At 73.1% G+C, this 16,000-nt stretch carries 17 protein-coding genes; 9 read left to right on the forward strand and 8 right to left on the reverse strand.

Features of this window, described 5'->3' with window-relative positions; genetic code table 11:
• Positions 1–16: 16 nt before the first annotated feature.
• Positions 17–412, forward strand: a complete 396-nt coding sequence (gene sodN / locus ACZ4AA_RS04745) for a superoxide dismutase, Ni (RefSeq protein ID WP_339131416.1) — start codon at positions 17–19, stop codon at positions 410–412.
• Between the two features lie 140 nt (positions 413–552).
• On the opposite strand, the gene ACZ4AA_RS04750 is transcribed toward sodN, so the two are convergent.
• Positions 553–750, reverse strand: coding sequence for a hypothetical protein (locus ACZ4AA_RS04750; RefSeq protein ID WP_339131415.1), 198 nt, complete (start codon positions 748–750; stop codon positions 553–555).
• Positions 751–1,122: 372 nt separating this feature from the next.
• Here ACZ4AA_RS04750 and ACZ4AA_RS04755 point away from each other — a divergent pair, with 372 nt between their 5' ends.
• The 6 genes from ACZ4AA_RS04755 (at position 1,123) to ACZ4AA_RS04780 (ending at position 6,258) form a co-directional block, all read left to right on the forward strand.
• On the forward strand, positions 1,123–2,388 hold the full coding sequence (locus ACZ4AA_RS04755; protein ID WP_467595354.1) for a DUF2254 family protein: 1,266 nt from the start codon (positions 1,123–1,125) through the stop codon (positions 2,386–2,388).
• Positions 2,389–3,077: 689 nt separating this feature from the next.
• A complete protein-coding gene (locus ACZ4AA_RS04760; protein ID WP_467595357.1) occupies positions 3,078–3,500 on the forward strand; it encodes an SHOCT domain-containing protein in 423 nt (140 codons plus the stop codon).
• A gap of 150 nt (positions 3,501–3,650) precedes the next feature.
• A complete protein-coding gene (locus ACZ4AA_RS04765) occupies positions 3,651–4,031 on the forward strand; it encodes a helix-turn-helix transcriptional regulator (protein ID WP_467597031.1) in 381 nt (126 codons plus the stop codon).
• 61 nt (positions 4,032–4,092) lie between these two features.
• Positions 4,093–4,506 (forward strand): VOC family protein, encoded by a 414-nt coding sequence (locus ACZ4AA_RS04770; RefSeq protein ID WP_467595359.1) that lies wholly within the window; start codon positions 4,093–4,095, stop codon positions 4,504–4,506.
• A 127-nt stretch (positions 4,507–4,633) separates the two neighbouring features.
• On the forward strand, positions 4,634–5,470 hold the full coding sequence (locus ACZ4AA_RS04775; protein WP_467595362.1) for an ATP-grasp domain-containing protein: 837 nt from the start codon (positions 4,634–4,636) through the stop codon (positions 5,468–5,470).
• On the forward strand, positions 5,467–6,258 hold the full coding sequence (locus ACZ4AA_RS04780; RefSeq protein ID WP_467595366.1) for a VOC family protein: 792 nt from the start codon (positions 5,467–5,469) through the stop codon (positions 6,256–6,258). The genes ACZ4AA_RS04775 and ACZ4AA_RS04780 overlap by 4 nt, the downstream gene beginning before the upstream one ends.
• Before the next feature lie 44 nt (positions 6,259–6,302).
• On the opposite strand, the gene ACZ4AA_RS04785 is transcribed toward ACZ4AA_RS04780, so the two are convergent.
• From ACZ4AA_RS04785 to ACZ4AA_RS04810, 6 genes are all read right to left on the reverse strand, one after another.
• Complete coding sequence (locus ACZ4AA_RS04785; RefSeq protein ID WP_467595369.1) at positions 6,303–6,650, reverse strand: DUF952 domain-containing protein; 348 nt, start codon at positions 6,648–6,650, stop codon at positions 6,303–6,305.
• A 10-nt stretch (positions 6,651–6,660) separates the two neighbouring features.
• Positions 6,661–7,887 carry an RNA polymerase sigma factor gene (locus tag ACZ4AA_RS04790; protein WP_467595372.1) on the reverse strand — a complete coding sequence of 409 codons (1,227 nt, stop codon included), beginning with the start codon at positions 7,885–7,887 and terminating at the stop codon, positions 6,661–6,663.
• Positions 7,888–7,892: 5 nt separating this feature from the next.
• Complete coding sequence (locus ACZ4AA_RS04795) at positions 7,893–8,306, reverse strand: YciI family protein (RefSeq protein WP_467595375.1); 414 nt, start codon at positions 8,304–8,306, stop codon at positions 7,893–7,895.
• Positions 8,307–8,730: 424 nt separating this feature from the next.
• Positions 8,731–9,351, reverse strand: a complete 621-nt coding sequence (locus tag ACZ4AA_RS04800; protein WP_467595378.1) for a GNAT family N-acetyltransferase — start codon at positions 9,349–9,351, stop codon at positions 8,731–8,733.
• 301 nt (positions 9,352–9,652) lie between these two features.
• Positions 9,653–10,825 carry a family 2 encapsulin nanocompartment cargo protein polyprenyl transferase gene (locus ACZ4AA_RS04805; protein WP_467595381.1) on the reverse strand — a complete coding sequence of 391 codons (1,173 nt, stop codon included), beginning with the start codon at positions 10,823–10,825 and terminating at the stop codon, positions 9,653–9,655.
• A 139-nt stretch (positions 10,826–10,964) separates the two neighbouring features.
• Complete coding sequence (locus tag ACZ4AA_RS04810; RefSeq protein WP_467595384.1) at positions 10,965–12,371, reverse strand: family 2B encapsulin nanocompartment shell protein; 1,407 nt, start codon at positions 12,369–12,371, stop codon at positions 10,965–10,967.
• A 259-nt stretch (positions 12,372–12,630) separates the two neighbouring features.
• On the opposite strand from ACZ4AA_RS04810, the gene ACZ4AA_RS04815 reads away from it, so the two are divergent.
• Entirely contained in the window at positions 12,631–13,221 is a 591-nt protein-coding gene (locus tag ACZ4AA_RS04815) for an N-acetylmuramoyl-L-alanine amidase (RefSeq protein ID WP_467595387.1), read from the forward strand.
• A 233-nt stretch (positions 13,222–13,454) separates the two neighbouring features.
• On the forward strand, positions 13,455–14,330 hold the full coding sequence (locus ACZ4AA_RS04820) for a 1-aminocyclopropane-1-carboxylate deaminase/D-cysteine desulfhydrase (RefSeq protein ID WP_467597034.1): 876 nt from the start codon (positions 13,455–13,457) through the stop codon (positions 14,328–14,330).
• Positions 14,331–14,377: 47 nt separating this feature from the next.
• Here ACZ4AA_RS04820 and ACZ4AA_RS04825 read toward each other — a convergent pair whose 3' ends face one another.
• Complete coding sequence (locus ACZ4AA_RS04825) at positions 14,378–15,973, reverse strand: Na+/H+ antiporter (RefSeq protein WP_467595390.1); 1,596 nt, start codon at positions 15,971–15,973, stop codon at positions 14,378–14,380.
• Positions 15,974–16,000: the final 27 nt, after the last annotated feature.

Raw genomic sequence — 16,000 nt, forward strand, 5'->3', positions numbered from 1 at the left:
GAGGAAGGACAGCTCAATGCTCTCCCGCCTGTTTGCCCCCAAGGTCAAGGTCAGCGCGCACTGCGACCTGCCCTGCGGCGTGTACGACCCGGCCCAGGCCCGCATCGAGGCGGAGTCGGTCAAGGCCGTGCAGGACAAGATGGCCGGCAACGACGACCCGCACTTCCAGGCTCGCGCCATTGTCATCAAGGAGCAGCGCGCCGAGCTCGCCAAGCACCACGTGTCGGTGCTCTGGAGTGACTACTTCAAGCCCCCGCACTTCGAGAAGTACCCGGAGCTGCACCAGCTGGTCAACGACACCCTCAAGGCCCTCTCGGCCGCGAAGGCGTCCACCGACCCGGCGACGGGCCAGAAGGCGCTGGACTACATCGCCCAGATCGACAAGATCTTCTGGGAGACCAAGAAGGCCTGACCTTCGCCCCGGCCGTCCGAACCGCGTCCGCGCGGCTCGCGTCGCCCGCTCGTCCGCACCCGGTCCGCGGGGCCGCCGCTCTCGGCGTCCCGACGGACCGGGTGCGTACTGCTTTTCCGGGCGCGGCCGGCGTCGCGTGCTCACACGGGCAGCTGGCGCATCTCGATCACCCGCAGGCCAAGCGCCTGGAACCGGGTGAGCAGTCCGTACAGATGGGCGTCGTCGATCACGGTGCCGAAGAACAGGGTCTGCTCCTTCGTACGCACCCGGTCGAGCTCGGAGAAGGCCGAGGCGAGCGTGTCCGAAACAAGGCCGGCGATGCGGAATTCGTAACGCATACGAGCACTTCCCTCGGGGCCGGGGCGCGGGGTCCGCTGCGATGCCCTGCCATCGTCGGCCGCGCCCGCCGATGTGGCATCCCCCGGTGCGGGCGACATCCGTGCGCCCCCGAACGCTCCCGCTCACACCCTCGCCGTTCCACCTTCCCCCCATGTCCCGGCGCCGCGCGCTCCGGGACAGCGAAAACGTCCGGGAAATCCGGGAACGGGCGAAAGGACGGCACTCCCCGCACCCGGCGCTCACCTCCGGAGGGTGAGGGCGGGTGAGGCCGCGGGGGCGGTGGCCGGTGATGCGAAGGGCCGCGTCCGCGGTGAACCTTGAGGTGCGGGTCCGCGTTCCACCGGTCCCGGGACCGCCTCGGAGGATGTCCGATGAACGTTCTCGCGGCAGCCGGCCGGAGCGCGGAGGCCCGCACCGGCCGGGCCGCGTTCCACCGTCGGCGGCGGCTGCGCTCGGGCCTGCTGCAACTGGCGTCCATCGGCCTCGGCCTCGGGCTCGGCCTGGTCGTCCCGCGGATCCGCCGGGGTCCCCTGCTGCCGTCCCGCCAGGTGGCCGAACTGCTGCTCGCGACCGCCTTCGGGGTGCTCGGCGCGGCCACCGTCATCTTCTCCGTGCTGTTCCTGGTGGTGCAGTGGGCCGCGACCACCTTCACCCCCCGGCTCACCCTGTTCCGGGACGCGCCGATCGTGTGGCGGACCTTCGCCTTCGTCATCGGACTGACCGTCTTCTGCGCCACCGCGGCCCTGGCCGTCGCGGGCCGCGACAAGGTCGCGGTGATCGTGCCGGCCGCCACGGGTGTCCTGCTGCTCCTGCTGCTGGCGCTGCTGCGCGGCCTGCTGCTCCAGGCCGTCGCCGCGATCCAGCTGGCCCCGGTGCTGCGTTCCGTCTCCGAACGCGGCAGGCACCAACTCGACGTCCTCCGCGCCTGCGGCGACCCCGGGGACCCGACCGGTCCGGCCGGTCCGGGGCGGCTGCGGTCCGCGGTCGGCTGGCCGGGGGCGGGCGCGGTGCTGCAACGCGTGGACACCGGCCGGCTGGCGGACGCCGCGCGCAAGGCCGGCGCGGTCGTCGTCCTGCGGGTGAGCCCCGGCACCACCCTGCGGTACGGAACCACGGTCGCCGAGGTCTACGACGGCGACCTGCCCGACTCCGCCGTTCTGCGCGGCCTGGAGACCGGCGCCGAGCGGGTCTTCGACCAGGACCCCGGCCTCGCGTTCCGGCTGCTCGCCGACATCGCGCTCAGGGCTCTGTCCCCGGCGGTCAACGACCCCGCCACGGCGGTGCAGGCGCTGGACACCGTGGAGGACCTGCTGTCCCGGCCGGTACCGGGGCGGGGGCGGCCCCGCGCGGTCGCCGACCGGGCGGGCACCGTGCGCGTGCTGGTCCCGCTGCCCGGCCGGGAGGACTTCCTGCGGACCGCGCTCGACGACGTGATCCCGGCGGCCCGGAACTCCCCGATGGTCCTCATGCGCCTTCGTACGCTCCTGGAGAACCTGCGCGAAACCGGTGACGGCCACCCCGAGGGGCCGCTCGTCAGACGTCTGGCCTGGGTCGACGAACAGCTCGACACCGGCTTCCCCCGGCTGCGGGACACCCTCGCGAAGGAGCACGGGGACGAGGACGGATCACCCGCCTGACGTGGGTCGCGGGAGGCGGACGGGGACCGGCCGGACGGCCGGTGAGCGGGTCCCCGGGAGCCGGGAGAACCGCCCGGGACCCGGGATGACCGCTCGGGAATCCGTGCCGGCCCGATCCGCGAGCTCACCCGCGAAGGGTGATCCGGCGGGACGGGAGCGACCGCACTCTGGAGCCGAAGCAAGACGTCACGCGTCAGAGAGGGCACCGCTCATGGCCTGCACCCAGCGGCAGATCCGGCCCGTGCCGGCTGTGCCGTGCCCCGGGCCCTCCCGCCGCGGCCCGAAGGACCCCGTACGGTCCCTCGCCCCGCCGTGGCCCCCGGGATCCCCGCGGCGCACGCCGTCGACGCGGTCGGCGCGGCGCCCTCGCGACGCCCCGGACGTCGCACCGGTCACGCCGAGCGCCCCGGACGGCCTCGTCGCGGCCCGGCCCGTGTGTCCGGCGGGTCCCGCACGCCCCCCGCCTTCGAGTCTCCGTCCGCGGGCGGACACCGCGGCACCGTCACCGTCCGCCCCACCACCACGCTCCGCGCACTGACCCGCCAGGCCCTGCCGACCGGCCGCGACCCATGGCGGCCGGGCCTGGGCGGAATCCCCGAGATCGCGACCCGGCGCCCGGCGACAGTTCGATCCGCCCGACACCAAGGCAACGCTCGCGGAGATGTCGCACAACCGACAGGAGTTCGACCATGAACGGCTCGACGGTCAATCTGGCAGCGGACTACCCCCTGCTCCAGGTCTTCTGGACCACGATGTGGTTCTTCCTCTGGATCCTCTGGTTCATGCTGCTCTTCCGCGTCATCGGGGACATCTTCCGCGACGACGACCTGAACGGCTGGGGCAAGGCGGGCTGGTGCGTGTTCGTCGTCATCCTGCCCTTCCTGGGGATCTTCGTGTACCTGATCGCGCGCGGCCGCGGCATGGGCGAGCGCGAGATGCGGCGCATGCAGAAGAACCAGGACGACATGAACGCCTACATCCGTGAGACCGCCGGCAGCTCCGGAGGCACCGGCAAGGCCGATGAACTGGCGAAGCTCGCGGACCTCAAGAACCACGGCCACATCACGGCCGAGGAGTTCGAGAAGGCCAAGGCCAAGGTCCTCGCCGCCTGACGGCGCGGACACCCCCGCGAACGCACGACCACCGCCGTCCCCCGGGCCAGTGATCCCCCGGGGGACGGCGGTCCGTTGTGCCATTCTGGGGAGGTGGCGAATCCCCGACCGCTCGAAGACCTGGTCCGGCTGCGGCAGGCACGCGACCGCATGAACCGCGAGTACGCGGAGCCATGGGACATGGCCACGCTCGCGCGCACCGCGCTGATGTCGCCCGGGCACTTCCAGCGCAGCTTCCGGGAGGCGTTCGGCGAGACGCCGTACACCTATCTGATGACCCGGCGGATCGAGCGCGCGAAGGCGCTGCTGCGGCGCGGCGACCTGACGGTGACCGATGTGTGCTTCGCGGTGGGGTGCACCTCGCTGGGTTCCTTCAGCTCGCGGTTCACCGAGCTGGTGGGCGAGACCCCGAGCGCGTACCGGGCCCGTCCGCACGACCACGGGGCCCCCATCCCGTCCTGCGTGTCCCGCCGGCTGACCCGTCCGGCCCGCCACCGCAACCCGGAGGCGGAACCGGGCACGCGCCTCTGAGCCGGGTCCGGCCCGGCGCAGCACCCTCCGTCAGGGCCGCGCACGGCCTAGGTTGGGAGGCATGGATCTGAAACTGTCCCAGTGCTTCATCTCCGTCGACGACCACGACAAGGCGCTCGCCTTCTACCGTGACGTGCTCGGTCTGGAGGTCCGGGGCGACGTCGGCTTCGAGGGGATGCGGTGGGTCACCGTCGGCTCGCCGCTCCAGCCGGACGTGGAGATCGTCCTGGAGCCCCCGGCGGCCGACCCCGACGCCTCCGCCGCGGACAAGCAGGCCATGGCCGAGCTGCTGGCCAAGGGAATGCTGCGCGGAGTGATCTTCTCCACCACCGACTGCGACGAGCTCTTCGAACGGGTCCGCGCCTCGGGCGCCGACGTCGTCCAGGAACCCGAGGACCAGCCGTACGGCCTGCGGGACTGCGCCTTCCGCGACCCGGCGGGCAACCTCCTGCGCTTCGCCCAGAAGCGCGCCTAGGGTCTGTCTGGGACGAAGGGCGCGGCGGGGGCGGCGGGAGGCCGGGTTCGGGCGGGAGAGACACTACGGGTTCCACGGGCACGATCCGCCCGGGGAACGAACCGCCCGCCCACTTCGAGGAGCCACCGTGCCGCCCGCTCGCCCCCGCGTCCTGTTCGTCAGCGACCTGGCCTATCCGGCCAAGGGGCGGCGGTACTGCGACGAGGACATCGCCCTGACCTCGCGGCTGCGCGAGGACTTCGACATCGCCGTCTGCCACCCGCTGGACGCGGCCGCGCTGATGACCGGCTTCGACGCCGTGGTCGTACGCAACAGCGGTCCCGTCCTGCACCACCAGACCGCCTACGACGCGTTCCGCGAGCGGGCGCTCGCGGAGGGGGTCCGGGTCTACAACCAGCTGTCGGGAAAGGGCGACATGGCCGGCAAGGGCTACCTGCTGGAGCTGACCGCGGCCGGGTTCCCCGTCATCCCGACCGTCGACCGCGCCCAGGACCTGGACCTGCTGCCCGAGGCCGGCATGTACGTGGTGAAGCCCCGGCAGGGGGCCGACTCCATCGGCCTGGAGTTCGTGCCGCCCGAGCGGCTCGCCGGCCTGCCCTTCGGCGACATCCTCGTCCAGCCGCGCGTCGAGTTCCGTTACGAGGTGTCGTTCTACTTCGTCGACGACGCCCTCCAGTACGCCCTGTACGCACCCGACCCGGACCGGCGCTGGGCCCTGGAACCCTACGAACCCACCGACGAGGACCGGGAGTTCGCGCAGCGGTTCGTCGACTGGAACGACATCCGGTACGGCATCCAGCGCGTCGACGCCTGCCGGGCCCCCGGCGGCGAGCTGCTCCTCGTCGAACTGGAGGACCTCAACCCGTATCTGTCCCTGGACGTCCTCTCCCCCGAGGCCCGGGACTCCTTCGTCGCACGGATGAAGACGTCGCTGCGTGCCCTGATCGCCGAGGAGACGGTATGACCCAGGGGGGCGGCGCGGCGGAGGACCTCCCGTCGGCCACGGGCCCGGTCGTCCGGTGGGCGCACGTGTTCATCGACCGGCCCGCCGCGGATCTCGGACCCGCGCTCGGTTTCTGGACGGCGGTCACCGGCACACGGCTGTCCGAACCCCGGGGCGAGCGGGGCGAGTTCGTGACGCTGCTGCCCGACGACGGCGACGCCTACGTGAAGGCGCAGGGCATCGAGGAGGGCCCCGGGGGCGCGCATCCGTGTCTGTCCGTGGAGGATGTGACAGCGATGGTGGACCGGGCGCTGGAGCTCGGTGCCACGGTCGTGGCGGATCACGGCGGCTGGGCCGTACTGCGCTCCCCCGGCGGCCAGTTGTTCTGCGCGGTGCCCTGGGACGGGCAGTCCGCGCGGCCGCCGGTCACCGAGGGGCCGGCCGGGGCGACGAGCCGGCTCGACCAGGTGAGCATCGACCTGGCGCCGGGCGTGTTCGACGCCGAGACCGCCTTCTGGGGCGGGCTCACCGGGTGGGAGTCCGTTCCCGGGGCGCTCCCGGAGTTCCATCTGATCAGGCCGCCCGCCGGGCTGCCGCTGCGCATCCTGCTGCAACGGCTCGACGCCGACCGCCCCACCTCGGCCCACCTGGACCTCGCCTGCTCGGACGTCGACGCGGTCCGGGCCCGTCACGAGGCCCTGGGGGCGACGACGGTCGGCCGGGGTGCGCGCTGGACGGTGATGCGGGACCCCGTCGGCGGCGTGTACTGCCTGACCGAACGCGATCCCGCGACGGGCAGCCTGTCCTAGGGCGTGTCCGGTCTGGCGCGTGTCCGGTCTGGCGCGTGTCCGGTCTAGGGCGTGTCGGTGCCGGACGGGTCCCAGTTCTCCACGTCCACGACGGCGTCCACCACGATCGGTCCGTAGACGTGCGGGAACTCCTCCCCGCCGGGAGCCATCGCCTCGAAGCGGACCGGCGCCGTGAGCCGTTCGGCGTCGATCACCAGCACCACGAGGTCGTCGGGGCCGGTGTAGGAGCCGTACACCATGGCCGCCACGGCGGGGAGTTGGCGGCGCAGCGAGCAGTGGATGAAGCCCTCCTCCTCCAGGGTGCGGCCGCGGGTGGAGATCTCGAAGGTGCCCGTGGCGCGGGCCGCGTCCCACAGGGAGCGCTCGGTCAGGTGCAGCAGGGGTTCGGACATGCGGACCACGCTATGACCGCAGCCGTGCCGCGCGCACTTCCAAATAGCGCCGCTCGGGAAGGCTGAGGGTCTTGGCCGCCGCCGACGCGTAGGCCTCCCGGGCCGCGGCCGGGTCGCCCGCCCGCTCCAGCAGGTGGCCCCGGACCGCGTCCAGCCGGTGCCCCGCGGCCGGCTCGCCCTCCAGCCGGTCGAGTTCGGCGAGGGCCGCGCGGGGCCCGTGCACCATGGCCACGGCGACCGCGCGGTTGAGGCGTTCGACGGGGCCCGGGACCCGGCGGACGAGGAGGTCGTAGAGGCCGAGGATCTCGGTCCAGTCCGTCGCCTCGGGCGAGGGCGCCTCGTCGTGGACCGCGGCGATCGCGGCCCGGAGCGCGTAGGGACCGGCCGGGCCGAGCCCCAGCGCCTCGGTCACCAGCGCCACCCCCTCCTCGATCGCGGCCCTGTCCCAGCGGGTGCGGTCCTGTTCGTCGAGGGGGACGAGTTCTCCCTGCGGCCCGGTCCGCGCGGCGCGACGGGCGTCGGTGAGCAGCATCAGCGCGAGCAGTCCGGTCACCTCGCCGTCCCCGGGCAGCAGCTGCCGGACGGTGCGGGTCAACCGGATCGCCTCCCGGGCGAGTTCGGCCCGCTGGAGCTCCCGGCCGGAGGTCGCCGTGTAGCCCTCGTTGAAGATCAGGTAGAGGGTGTGCAGGACGGCGGGGAGCCGTTCCTCCCCGTGGTCGGGGCGGGTGAGGCCGACACCTCTGATCCGCTGCTTGGCCCGGCTGATCCGCTGCGCCATGGTCGCCTCGGGCACCAGGTAGGCCCGGGCGATCTCCGCCGTGGTCAGGCCGCCGACCGCGCGCAGGGTGAGGGCGATCTGCGCGGCCGGGGACAGCGAGGGCTGGCAGCACAGGAAGAGCAGGGAGAGCGTGTCGTCCTGGGACGGGGCGCGGCCCGCGCCCGGCGGCGGCGCGACGAACGCGTCCCGCGGGGTCAGCGCGGCGGCCTTCTCCTCTCGCAGCCGTCGTGCCCGCTCCGCGCGCAGGGCGTCGACGAGCCGGCGCGAGGCGACCTTGATCAGCCAGCCGCGCGGATTGTCCGGCACGCCTTGGTCCGGCCACTGCCCCGCGGCCGCGAGGAGCGCCTCCTGGGTGGCGTCCTCGGCGGCGTCGAAGTGTCCGTAGCGGCGGACGAGCGCGCCGAGGACCTGCGGCGCGTGCCGGCGCAGCAGGTCCTCGACCCCGGTCGTGTCCCTCATCCCGCTCAGAGGTCTCCGGCACCGTCCTGGACGGGCCGGATGACCACCGGGCGTCCGGTGGCGCCCTCGGGACCCGGACACCGGGTGACCCGCTCGGCGATCTCGGTGACCCGCTCCAGGCTCGCGCAGTCGACGACCCAGTAGCCGGCCATCAGCTCCTTGGTCTCGCCGTACGGGCCGTCGGTGATCACGGCCTTGCCGTCGGGGCCCAGGGCCACCTGACGGGCCCGCGCGGGGTCGGTCAGTCCCTGGGCGTCGACGAGCTCGCCGGATTCGGAGAGGTCGTCGCTGATCGCGCCCATGTAGGCGTACATGGCCTGGAGTTCCCGCTCGTTCCAGGCCGGCGACTGCGCGGAGGCGTTGCCCCGCATGCCCTCGTAGTCGGCCTGTGTGCCCTGCACCATCACCAGGTACTTCATGAGTGCGCTCCTTCGGCTTCCTCGGCTCGGACCGCCCGTGGTGGGCGGCTCTCACAGGGGACGTCGGAGCCGGCCCGCGTATCTCTACACGTCTGCGCGCGTCTTTTTCACGGTCCCGCGCGGGGGTGTCCGGTGCGCGTCAGGATTTCTCCGCCGCGGTCTCCCCAGGGGGAGCCTGCCCCTGTCCCTGCTCGGGCCCCTGTCTGTGTCCTGGGTCGTCCGCGCGGGCCGCGCAGTCCGGGTTGTGGCAGGGGCCCGGACCCCATCTGGGGACCCAGGCGCCCAGGGTCTTGTACCGGTGCACGACCGTGGCGACCGGCTGCCCGCACGCGGGACATACCTGCTCATCGGTGCCCATGTCTTCAGGGTAGGACGGCACACGGGCCGCTTCCTGTCGTACGTCCCGGACCGTCCCCGGCCCTGTCTAGGCCTGCGCTCCGGGACGCGGTTCGCGCCACATCGGCCACATCCGCGGACCGTCCGGCAGGTCGAGGGGGACGCCCGTGAGCCCGAAGCCGAGCCGTTCGTACAGTGCGCGGCTGCGGGCGTTGCTCGCCTCCAGATAGGCGGCCTGCCCCTCGCGGTCGCAGCGGTCGAGGACCGACCCGATCAGCGCGCCGCCGAGCCCCTCGCCCTGGCGCTCCGGCGCCACCCCGATCATCCACAGATAGGCGTGGGCCCGCCCCTCGGGGTGGATGCCCGCCGTCAGCCGGCCGATCAGCTCGACCCGCTCGTTGTCCGGGTCGACGGCCGCGCGCAGCTGCGCGGGACCGTCCTCCTGTGCCCCGTCGCCGCCGTCGTGGTTCCCGGCCGCGGGAACGGACAGCCACAGCGCGCACGCCGAACCGTCCTCGGCCAGGTCTATGCGCCCCTCCGCGAGCACGACGTCGGTGAAGGCCGCCATCAGCCCGGGGTGCTTCGCCCGCCGGTGCGCCGGGTCGGGGAAGACCCAGTTGCTCACCGGATCGTCCTGGAAGGCTTCGTCCAGCAGCCGGACGACCAGCTCCCGGTCCGCCTCGCCCGCCACCCGGATCGCCACACCCATGACCAGTCCCGCCCTTCGCCCCAACCAGCCTCGACCGTACGGCGGTTGAGCCTATGCGCCTGGGTGTCGGCATCGGCCCACCGGGTACCGGGGAGACGGCCGGGAGCGGGTCCCGCACGCCGTGGGGACGCGCGGGACCCGCCACCCGGAGCCGGACGGCGCACGGTCGTCAGGTTCCGTGCGCCGCCCGGGGCTCTGGGGGTTCGAGGGCCCGGCTCCAGGGCCCGGCCTCGCGTCCCCGTGCTCTTGGTGCGCGGCGGACATCATGCGCCCGACCGGGTGAACGGAGCCTGTCGTGGCCCTAGTTGCTGCGCCGTGTGACGAACTCGGCCAGCGCGATGAGTCCGCCCGCCGCCTCGGGATCGGGGACCGCGCGGGACAGTTCGTGCAGCGCCCGGGACATCCGGTCGGCCGCCTGGACCTGCGCCCAGTCGCGTCCGCCCGCCCGATCGACGGCCCGCGCCGTGCGTTCCAACTCCCCTTCCCGGTACGGCTCCGCGTACAGCCCGGCGAGCTCGGCGGCCGCCGGGGTGCCCGAGGTGAGCGCGGCCACCACGGGCAGCGACTTCTTGCGGGCGGCGAGGTCCGCCCCGGCCGCCTTGCCGGTCCGGCCCGGGTTCCCCCAGATCCCGATCACATCGTCGATCAGCTGGAAGGCGAGGCCGGCCTCCCGGCCGAACGCGTCCAGCGCCTCCACGTCCTCGGCGTCCGCCCCCGCGTACAGTCCGCCGATGGCGCAGGCGCTGCCGAGCAGGGCGCCCGTCTTCGCCTCGGCCATGGCGAGGCACTCGTCGAGGGTGACCTCGTGCGGGCCGAGCTTCTCCATGGCCGTGTCCGTGTGCTGTCCGGCGCACAGTTCGACGACGCAGCCCGCGAGCCGCGCGGCGGCGGCCGAGGACGCCGGGTGCGGGTCCTCGGCGAGCATCCGCAGGGCCAGTGCCTGGAGGGCGTCCCCGGCGAGGATCGCGTCGGCGTCACCGAACACGGTCCAGACGGTGGGGCGGTGTCTTCGGGTGGTGTCCCGGTCCATCAGGTCGTCGTGCAGCAGGCTGAAGTTGTGGATCAGCTCCACGGCGGCGGCCGCCCGTACGGCCGTCTCGTGCTGTCCGCCGAGCGCCTGGACCGCGCTCAGCACGAGCGCGGGGCGGATGGCCTTGCCCGCGTTGCCCGTCCCGGGAGAGCCGTCCGCCTGCTCCCAGCCGAAGTGATACAGGGCGATCCGGCGCATCGAGCCCGGCAGCGAGTCGAGGGCCCGGCGCAGTTCGGGATCGACCAGCGCCCGCGCCCGCTCCAGGAGGACCGCGGCCTCCTGCGCGTCGGGCGGGCCCTGCGTCTCCCGTCCTTCCCCGGGCCTCCCGCCGGTGTCGCGCCGGTCCTCCGTGGGCCTCCCGCCGGTGCCGCGCCGGTCCGAGGTCCCCGCCGGGCGCCGTCCACCGGGAATCCCGGCCGGTCCCTGCCGCGTCCGGGTCGTCATGTCCTCACCCCTGTCCGCACCCGTCCGGCCGCCCCGGAAAGCCGGCCCGCGGTGGCGCCGGGGCGGCCGCACGGCGCGCGCCCCCGCCGCGGCCCCGCCCCGGAAGGCGGGACCGCACGGGGCTCCGCGTCGCGGATCGTCACCGCCATCGGCCGATCTCGACGTTCTCCAGGATGCCGAGGGCGTCCGGCACGAGGACCGCGGCCGAGTAGTACGCCGTCACCAGGTAGGAGATGATCGCCTGTTCGTTGATTCCCATGAAGCGCACCGACAGGCTCGGCTCGATCTCGTCCGGGATGCCCGCCTGCTGGAGCCCGACGACTCCCTGTTCGGCCTCGCCGGTTCGCATGGCGATGATGGAGGTCGTCCGGGCGTCGCTGACCGGGATCTTGTTGCACGGGAAGAGCGGCACCCCGCGCCAGGTCGGGATGCGGTTGCCCGCCACCTCGATGCTCTCGGGGACGAGCCCGCGCTTGTTCAGTTCACGGCCGAACGCGGAGATCGCGCGCGGATGGGCGAGGAACAGCTTCGTGCCGCGGCGGCGGCTGAGCAGTTCGTCCAGGTCGTCCGGGCTCGGGACGCCGTCGTGCGGCTGGAGCCGCTGGTCGTACTCGCAGTTGTTGAGCAGGCCGAACTCGCGGTTGTTGATGAGTTCGTGCTCCTGGCGCTCCTTCAGCGCCTCCACGGTGAGCCGCAGCTGCTGCTCGGTCTGGTTCATCGGCTGGTTGTAGAGGTCGGCGACACGGGTGTGCAGCCGCAGGACGGTCTGGGCGATGCTCAGTTCGTACTCGCGCGGGGACGCGTCGTAGTCCACGAAGGTGCCCGGGATGTCCTGTTCGCCGGTGTGGCCGGCCGCGAGGTCGATCTCCTTCTCGCCGTACTTGTTGGTGCGCTGCGAGGGGATCGCGCGCAGTTCCCGGAGATGTTCGCTCAGGGATTCCGAACGCTCCGCCACCTGTTCGAGGTCCTGGCGGGGCAGGGCGAGGACGGTCACCGCCGTCACCGCGCGGGCCGTGTACTCCCAGATGGCCTCCGGGTCGATGAGCGACTGTTCACCGAAGTACGCGCCGTCGGCGAGGACTCCGAGCACCGCGTCGCCCCCGTAGGGACCGGTGCCGATCTTCTCGACCTTGCCGTGCGCCAGGAGGAACACCTCCTCGGCCCGGTTGCCGAAGGAGGCCAGCACCTCGCCCGGCGCGAACTCCCGCTGCTGGCACCGCTGGGCGAGCTCGCCCAGCACGTCGTGATCCTCGTACGAGCGCAGCACAGACAGTTCCCCGAGTTCCGCGGGGATGACCTGGACGCGGTCGCCGGTCTTGACGAACGTCACCCGGCCGTCGCCCACGGAGTAGCTGAGCCGCCGGTTCACGCGGTACGTGCCACCCTGCACGTTCACCCACGGAAGCATGCGCAGCAGCCACCGCGAGCTGATCTCCTGCATCTGCGGCGCGGACTTGGTGGTGGTGGCCAGGTTCCGCGCGGCTGATGTGCCGAGACTCTGCTGCGGACGGTTCTGCTCCGCGCGGACCTCTTCGCCTACCGACATGAAAATTGCCCTCCCGGTCGTGCACTGATCTTCGCGGCCAAGCCTTTCATCACGGAGTGTGCTGATGCCATTACACGAATGAGCGGGAATGGATCACTCCGGACCTGGGCAGGGAGGGGCGTTCCCGCTCCCGCCAGGCTGACCGGATCGGCTCGCACGCTGTGCGAACGGGTGGGCCCGGCGGCCCGGGCGGCTATAGAAGCTGCGGTACCAGACGGCCGCGGCAGGGTGGCCGGCGTACAGCGCGAAGGAGTCGGCCATGGCATCGCCCATGTCCGCGGGCAGTTTCCTGGACCGGATCAGGGACGAAGGCGTCCATGTCGTCGAGGTCGGCGACTGGCAGCATCACAACCGCAACCAGAAGGGCCCGTGGGGGCCCGTGCACGGGGTGATGATCCACCACACGGTGACCTCGGGCGGCGCGCTCACGGTCGGACTGTGCCGCGAGGGCCGCGAGGACCTGCCGGGACCGCTGTGCCACGGGGTCATCACCAAGGACGGCGTGGTGCACCTGGTCGGCTACGGCCGGGCCAACCACGCGGGCCTCGGCGACGACGACGTGCTGCGCGCGGTGATCGCCGAGAAGGCGCTGCCGCACGACAACGAGGCGAACACCGACGGCAACCGTCACTTCTACGGCTTCGAGTGCGAGAACCTCGGCGACGGCAAGGACCCGTGGCCGGAGGTCCAGCTGGAGGCCATCGCCAAGGTCTGCGCCGCGATCTGCCGGTTCCACGGCTGGACGGAACGCTCGGTCATCGGTCACCTGGAGTGGCAGCCGGGGAAGGTGGACCCGCGGGGCTTCACGATGAGCTTCCTGCGGGGCCGGGTCCGCGAGCAGCTGAAGTGAGCTGAGGGCGCCGAGGCCGACGCCGACGGCCGACGCCTCGGCCCCCGCGCCGGGCCGCCCCCGGACAGGTGTCCGACAATGAGGGCGTGACCAGCCCCGCCACCCCGGACCGCGCCACCCCGGACGGCGCCGGCCCCGACCGCACCACCCAGGACCGCGTCCGCCCCGACCGCGCCGCCTCCGAAGCCGCCCCGGTCGGGACCCCCGGCCCGTCCCCGCGGCTTCCGTCGCCCCTGCGGGAGGTCGTGGACGAGCGGTTCGAGCGGCACGGGGTCCGGCTCGCGCTGAAGCGGGACGACCTGATCCACCCGGAGCTGATCGGCAACAAGTGGCGCAAGCTGACGCCGAACCTCGACGCGGCGGCGGGCCGCACCCTGGTCACCTTCGGCGGGGCCTACTCCAACCATCTGCGCGCCACCGCCGCCGCGGGCCGTCTGCTCGGCCTGCCCACCCTCGGCGTGGTCCGCGGCCAGGAACTGGCCGACCGCCCCCTCAACCCCTCGCTGGCCCGCTGCGCGGCCGACGGCATGCGCCTGCACTTCGTCGACAGGTCGGCCTACCGGCACAAGACGGAACCCGGGACGCTGGCCGCGATCCTGCGCGCGATCGGCGCCGAGGACGCCTACGTGGTGCCCGAGGGCGGCAGCAACGCGCCGGCCGTCCGCGGCTGCGTGGCGCTCGGCGAGGAGCTGCGGGACGCGGACGGGATCGACGTGGCCGCCCTCGCCTGCGGCACCGGCGGCACCCTCGCCGGGACGGCCGCCGGCCTCGGCTCCGGGCAGCGCGCCCTGGGCGTCCCGGTCCTGCGCGGCGGCTTCCTCGACGCCGCCACGACGGCGCTCCAGACGGCCGCGTTCGGCGCCCGGCGCGGGAACTGGTCCCTCGACGACCGCTTCCACTTCGGCGGCTACGCCCGCACCACCGCCGAACTCGACTCCTTCGCCGAGGACTTCGAGCAGCGGCACGGACTGCCGGTCGAACGTCTCTATGTCGCCAAGATGCTCTACGGACTTGTCGCCCTCGCCGGGGAGGGGGCGTTCCCGCGCGGCACGACGGTGGCGGCGGTGATCACCGGAGCGCCGTTCCCCGCCCCGGGCTCGGGGACCTGACCGGACCCGGCCGGGCGGGGCGGGGCGGGCCGGGCGGCTCCCGGACCTCAGGCCGCCTCCCGGTAGGCCGCCGCCTCCTCCAGGTCCAGTCGGCGCAGCAGCGTGCGCAGCATTTCGTCGTCGATGTAGCGGTGGTCGCGCAGCCTGACGAAGACGTCCCGCTCGGTGCCGATCATCTCGCGGGAAAGCCGGCGGTAGGTGTCGTCCGCGGTCTCGCCGGTGACCGGGTTGACCGCGCCGAGCCGCTCCCAGACGGCGTTGCGGCGCCGCTCCATGACCGTGCGCAGCCGCTCGGCGAGCGGCGGGGGCAGGGCGTTGCGCTCGTCGGCGAGGAGTTCGTCGAGGCGTTCCTCGGCCGCGCGGGAGGCCTGCGCCTGGGCGTTGGCCTCGGCGAGCGTCTCGGCCTGTGTGTCGCGTCCGGGCAGTTTCAGCAGCCGGATGAGCGGGGGCAGGGTCAGTCCCTGCACGACCAGGGTGCCGATGACGGTGGTGAAGGTCAGGAAGAGGATCAGGTTGCGCTCGGGGAAGGCGCTGCCGTCGTCCACGGTGAGCGGGATGGAGAAGGCGATCGCGAGCGAGACGACTCCGCGCATGCCGGCCCAGCCGATGATGAACGGCGCCTTCCAGGTGGGGTTGTCCTCGCGTTCGCGGATGCGCGCCGACAGGAGGCGGGGCAGGAAGGTGGCGGGATACACCCAGACGAAGCGGGTGGCGACGACGACGAGGAAGAGGGCGACGGCGTACCAGGCCGCGCTCGTGCCCTCGTAGGCGCCGAGGCCCTTGAGGACGACCGGCAGCTGGAGTCCGATGAGCGCGAACACGGCGGACTCCAGGACGAAGGCGACCATCTTCCACACCGCCTCCTCCTGGAGCCGGGTCGCGAAGTCCACCTCCCAGGAGCGGTGTCCGAGGTAGAGCGCGACGACGACCACCGCGAGCACTCCGGAGGCGTGCAGCTGCTCGGCGATCCCGTAGGCGACGAAGGGGATCAGCAGGGAGAGGGTGTTCTGGAGGAGCGCCTCGTTCATGTGCGTGCGCAGCCAGTGGATCGGGATCATCAGGGCGAGCCCGACGAACACGCCGCCGACGGCCGCGAGCAGGAACTCGCCGATGCCGCCCGCCCAGGTCGCGCCCTCGCCGACGGCCGCGGCGAGGGCAACCCGGTAGGCGGTGATCGCGGTGGCGTCGTTCACCAGGGACTCGCCCTGGAGGATCGTGGTGATCCGCGACGGCAGTCCCACCCGGCGCGCGACGGCGGTCGCGGCCACCGCGTCCGGGGGCGCGACCACGGCGCCGAGGACGAGGGCGGCGGGCAGCGGCAGGCCCGGTACGAGCAGATAGGCGGCCCAGCCGACCGCGAGGGTCGCGAAGAGGACGTAGCCGACCGACAGCAGGGCGACAGGCCTCAACTGGGCCCTCAGGTCCAGGTAGGAGCTGTCGGTGGCCGCCGTGTACAGCAGCGGGGGCAGCACCAGCGGGAGCACGACGTCGGGGTCGAGTTCGTAGGCGGGCACCCCGGGGACGTACGAGACCAGCAGGGCCACGGCGACGATCAGCAGGGGTGCCGGGACCGGGGTGCGGCGGGCCGCCCCGGCGACCGCGGCGCTCCCCGCGACCAGCAACAGCAGTGGCAACAGGTCCATCGTCTTCCGCCCGCCCTCTTTTTCCGC

Source organism: Streptomyces sp. NPDC024698, assembly GCF_055559015.1.